5 protein-coding genes are annotated in these 4,955 nt (G+C 60.7%); all 5 read right to left on the minus strand.

Annotated features, from left to right (window positions below; all coding sequences use genetic code 11):
* Window positions 1–1,059, minus strand: a 1,059-nt coding sequence (locus BG61_RS37525) for an HAD-IC family P-type ATPase (protein WP_035943232.1), incomplete at its 3' end; no start/stop codon positions are given.
* A 119-nt stretch (window positions 1,060–1,178) separates the two neighbouring features.
* Window positions 1,179–2,987: a potassium-transporting ATPase subunit KdpA gene (kdpA, locus tag BG61_RS37530; protein WP_035935390.1), complete on the minus strand. Its 1,809-nt coding sequence runs from the start codon at window positions 2,985–2,987 to the stop codon at window positions 1,179–1,181.
* Window positions 2,984–3,079 carry a K(+)-transporting ATPase subunit F gene (gene kdpF, locus BG61_RS37535; RefSeq protein ID WP_035935392.1) on the minus strand — a complete coding sequence of 32 codons (96 nt, stop codon included), beginning with the start codon at window positions 3,077–3,079 and terminating at the stop codon, window positions 2,984–2,986. Before kdpF ends, kdpA begins: the two co-directional genes overlap by 4 nt.
* Before the next feature lie 727 nt (window positions 3,080–3,806).
* The gene (locus tag BG61_RS37540) at window positions 3,807–4,706 is read right to left on the minus strand and encodes a LysR family transcriptional regulator (protein ID WP_035935394.1); all 900 of its coding nucleotides are present in this window, start codon (window positions 4,704–4,706) and stop codon (window positions 3,807–3,809) included.
* 53 nt (window positions 4,707–4,759) lie between these two features.
* Window positions 4,760–4,955 (minus strand): hypothetical protein (locus BG61_RS43805; RefSeq protein WP_206540638.1); only part of this gene is annotated, 196 nt, incomplete at its 5' end.

A 4,955-nucleotide genomic window follows, 5' to 3' on the forward strand; every position in this document is an offset into this window, starting at 1 on the left:
CACGACGATGCTGCGGCCTTCCGGCGTTTCATCGGCAAGCGACGCGAGTTGCGCCGCATCTGCCAGGTCTTGTTCGGACAGACCCGGTGCCGGGGTGAACGAGGACGCATGCCGATTGCCCAGCGTGATCGTGCCGGTCTTGTCGAGCAACAGCACATCCACGTCGCCCGCTGCTTCCACCGCGCGGCCCGACGTCGCAATCACGTTGGCCTGCAGCATGCGGCTCATGCCTGCCACGCCGATCGCCGACATCAAACCGCCGATGGTAGTCGGAATCAGGCAGACCAGCAGTGCGACGAGTGCCGTGATCGTCACGACATGTCCCGCCTTCATCGTGTCGACCGCGAACATCGAGAACGGCAGCAGGGTCGCGGTTGCGAAGAGCAGCACGAGCGTCAGCGCGACCAGCAGGATCGTCAAGGCGATCTCATTGGGCGTCTTTTGGCGCTTGGCTCCTTCAACCATCGCAATCATGCGGTCGAGAAAGGCTTCGCCCGGATTGACGGTGACGCGCACCACGATCCAGTCCGACAAGACGCGCGTGCCGCCCGTCACCGCCGAGAAGTCGCCGCCCGACTCCCGGATCACCGGCGCGGATTCGCCGGTGATCGCGGATTCGTCGACGGAGGCAACGCCTTCGATGACTTCGCCGTCCGCGGGAATCGTGTCGCCCAGTTCAACCAGGACGACGTCACCCTTCTTCAGGTCGGTCGCAGTCGTGATGACGACGGACGCCTTCGACTTCGGTTCGCTCAGGCGCTTGGCCATCACATCGCGCTTGGCGCTGCGCAGTGACGCGGCCTGCGCTTTGGAGCGGCCCTCGGCCAGCGCCTCGGCGAAGTTCGCGAACAACACCGTGAACCACAGCCAGAGCGCCACCGCCAGGATGAAGCCGGCCGGGGCTTCCGCCACGCCGGAGAGCGCCGCGATCCACAGCACCGTCGTCAGGATACTGCCGACGTAGACGCAGAACATCACCGGGTTGCGGAACTGCGTTCTCGGCGCAAGCTTCCTGAACGAATCGATCAGTGCGGGTTTGACGAGTACGGGGTCGAACATGGACCGGGCAGCCGAATGCTTCTGGTTGCCTGGTTCTGGCGCCTTTTCGGGCGCCCTGTTCGGCTGTTTTGCCAACGACTTTTCAACGGTAGCCATGCTTCCCTCTTCGGAATCTGTTCTTACTTGCCTGAGATCATCATCAGATGCTCAATCACAGGGCCGAGCGCAAGCGCCGGGACATAGGTCAGCGCGCCGACCAGCACGATCGAGCCGAGCAACAGCACCACGAACAACGGGCCATGCGTCGGCAACGTACCGGCGGTGGCGGCGAGCCGCTTCTTCCCGGCAAGCGCGCCGGCAATCGCCAGGATCGGAACGATCCAGACGAAGCGGCCAAACCACATTGCGATGCCCAGGGTGGCGTTGTAGAACGGAGTGTTCACGGACAACCCGCCGAAGGCGCTGCCATTGTTGTTGGACGCGGAGCTGTAGGCGTACAGGATCTCGGAGAACCCATGCGCCCCCGGATTCAAGATCCCCGCGGTGCCAGCGCTCGTGAGAACCGCGATGGAGGTACCGACCAGCACCAGAAACGGCGTGAGCAGCACGACGATGGCAATCATCTTCATCTCGTACGACTCGATCTTCTTGCCCACATATTCGGGCGTGCGGCCTATCATCAGGCCCGCCACAAACACGGCCAGCAGCGCGAACGCAAGCATGCTGTACAGTCCCGAACCCACGCCGCCGAAGATCATCTCGCCGAGCTGAATCAGCAGCATTGGAACCAGCCCGCCCAAAGGCGTGAGGGAGTCGTGCATGTTGTTCACTGCTCCGGTCGACGCCGCAGTCGTTGCCACAGTAAAGATCCCCGACTGTGCGATACCGAAGCGCGTTTCCTTGCCCTCCGTGTTGCCGCCCGACTGGAGTGCGCTCGCGGTCTGATCAACGTGCAGCGTCGTGAAGAGCGGGTTGCCCGCCTGCTCCGCTGCAATCTCACCCCAGCAGCCGACGGCGAAGGCGATCGTCATGGCTGCCAGGAGCGCATGACCCTGCCGCCTGTCACCGATCATCAAGCCGAAGGTCACGCACAGCGCCGCCGGAATGGCGAGCATCGCGAGAATCTGCAGGAAGTTGGAAAGCGGCGTCGGATTCTCATAGGGGTGAGCCGAGTTGCCGTTGAAGAAGCCACCACCGTTCGTTCCGAGAATCTTGATCGCTTCCTGCGACGCAACCGGGCCCAACGCGATGGTCTGCTTGTCCGCCTTGTTGTCCTGCATCACGGGATTGCCCTTCGCATCCTTTACCGCATTGCCTTGGGCATCCGTCTTCGGCGTCTGATAGACCGTCGTCTGCAGCGTCGGAACGTCCTTGTATCCCTCGAACGTCTGGATCACGCCCTGGCTCATCAGGACGATCGCGAAGATGAACGACAGCGGCGCCAGGATATAGAGCGTGGTGCGCGTAAGGTCGACCCAGAAGTTGCCGATCGTCTTCGAGGTGTGGCGGGCGAAGCCACGCGTCAGCGCGACCACGACGGCAATACCCGTCGCTGCGGAAACAAAGTTCTGGACCGTCAGTCCAAGCATCTGGACCAGATAGCCGAGCGTGCTTTCGCCGCCATAGTCCTGCCAGTTCGTATTGGTGACAAAGCTGACCGCAGTGTTGAATGCTGCATCAGGCGTCATCGGACCCATCGCCTGCGGATTGAGCGGAAGCCACTGTTGAGTGCGCAACAGCACATACAGGACAAGCGTGCCGATCCCGCTGAAAACCAGAAGCCCGAATGCATATTGCTTCCAGTTCATCTCGACTTCGGGATCGACACCGGCAATCCTGTAAAGCAGGTTTTCAATCGGCCGTCCGATCCGCCGCACGACAACCGAGGTTCCGTCAAATATGGACGCCATATAGCGACCCAGCGGAAACGCGACCGCCACAACCGCGACTATCAGAATCGCAGTCTGGAGCAAGTTATTCCCGTTCATTCGATGTCCTCCGCTCGGAGCAACGCGTACACCAGGTAGACGAAAAGAAGCAGGGTCGAAGCCCCGGCAAGCCAAACCATCCAGGCGTTCATGGACGACCTCCCGGAGCGCGTTTGAGCTTGTCACAGCCCACGACGAGCAGGGCAATTAAGACGCAAAAGCCGACGATGCCGGCGACGTAAAGCAAGTCCATTTGTTGTGATCCCCTGTAACGGATTTGGCTAGGACGAAGAGTAAGCGTGTCCGGGTAAACCTCAGAGAAAGACAACGGGCAAAGGCATAAAGATGGCGTAAAGATCGTTCGAAACGGTCGGCCTGTGCGTTGATCGGCGAGGGGCTCGGCCGTCCTGTTATCCATTTATCCGCTCGCGCGGGACGGGACACGTCTGTTTGATCCCTCCGCACACGTCACGCCCCCCATTCGACAGTAACGAATGCCTGTCGAAGTTATTACATATTCAGAACGAGTTGGCCTGCCCGGCAAACGGGCGCGGGCGCTCCGTCGATGTTGCATCGAGGCTCGCGCATACCGGGGACACTGCGATGTGGCCAAACCACGAACGATATGCACGAATGGAGTGGCGTCGCAGGCCTATGGCTTTGCAAGAGAGGAGAGGTGGCGCGGCTCTTTGACGAGCCAGATCAGGCCGGTAAGCGCGCCGGGAATTGAACGCTGGTGTACGGCGTGGCGGGCAAGCCTGAGGCGCGGCGGTTGCCGCAGCAGATCGCGGGATGGCTGAATGAAGCGCATGGACCCGCGCGACGATGACTACCAGGTGTCACACGAGACCAACTACCGCAGTCTCTTTCGTGCCCCGATCATGACGGCCGCTTCGCTGACATCTGATTCGCGATTGACACGAAATTGGCGATCTTGGCCGTGGCGCCGTCTTCGCGCGTGGCGAGCGCCAGACGAATCGAGACAGTGGCGCCGTGTATATCGACGTATCCGACACCTTCGACCTGAATCTGGCAAACAGATGCCGGTACCAGCGAGACACCAAACTCGGCGGCAACCAGATTGACCACTGACGACAGTTGGGGAGCCTGTTGACCGAGAATGGGTTCGAAGCCGGAATCCCGACACGCGCCAATGATGACATCGTGCAATGTCGGACTGGCTTCACGCGGCAGCAGCACAAACGCTTCGTCCGCGAGTGCGGATAGTGAAGCTTTTTTCTTGCTCGCTAAACGGTGGCTTGCCGGCAGCACGATTTTCATTGGCTCCGTGGCGATGTGATGGAACGAAACGCCGGCTGGGGACTGGCTTCCCAGGCGGACGAACGCGACGTCCAGACGCTTGTCATGAAGGTAAGCGAGCAGTTGCGCCGTGTTTCCTTCCACCAGACTGAGATTGACGTTAGGGAACGACTGTCTGAACTCGCGGATCAACTTCGACACGACCGGGTTGAAGGCGGCGGAGCCAGTGAAACCGATATTCAATTGCCCGATCTCGCCCCGGCCGGCACTCTGCGCTTTCTCGACCGCGTTGCGTGCGTCGCTCAACAGGCGCTTCGCGTCGGTTGCGAACGCTTCGCCGGCCTCTGTCAGGACGACGCCGTGCCCCGTGCGGCGGAACAGGCGAACGCCCATTTCCCGCTCGAGCGCATGTATTTGCTGGCTAAGAGGGGGTTGCCCGATTCCCAGTCTTTCCGCTGCGCGGGTTACGTTGCGCTCTTCCGCAACGGCAAGGAAGTACCGAATATGCCGGAGTTCCATACGATATATGTAAAAACAATTTCAGAAAGACGAGATAGATATTGGACAGTATATCAACGATGCGACAAAATGCGCCTATCGCGCAATGCGCGGGCCAAGAACTCATCCCCGGAATACATTGCCGGCCACTCGCGAGAGCAGGCAGGCACGGCGAGTTGCGCCCGTTGCCGCGTGCCGGCGGCGTACGCGATCGTCAAATCAGATAGAAGGAGAGGTGAGCCGTGGCTGAAGCCGTAAAAAAACCAAGGC

This window comes from Caballeronia glathei (assembly GCF_000698595.1).
GTDB classification, from domain to species: Bacteria; Pseudomonadota; Gammaproteobacteria; order Burkholderiales; family Burkholderiaceae; genus Caballeronia; species Caballeronia glathei.

Bases quoted from the DNA above. Each gene is read 5' to 3' on its own strand.
- kdpA (WP_035935390.1), bottom strand. From the start codon at position 2,987: ATGAACGGGAATAACTTGCTCCAGACTGCGATTCTGATAGTCGCGGTT.
- kdpF (WP_035935392.1), bottom strand. From the start codon at position 3,079: ATGAACGCCTGGATGGTTTGGCTTGCCGGGGCTTCGACCCTGCTTCTT.
- BG61_RS37540 (WP_035935394.1), bottom strand. From the start codon at position 4,706: ATGGAACTCCGGCATATTCGGTACTTCCTTGCCGTTGCGGAAGAGCGC.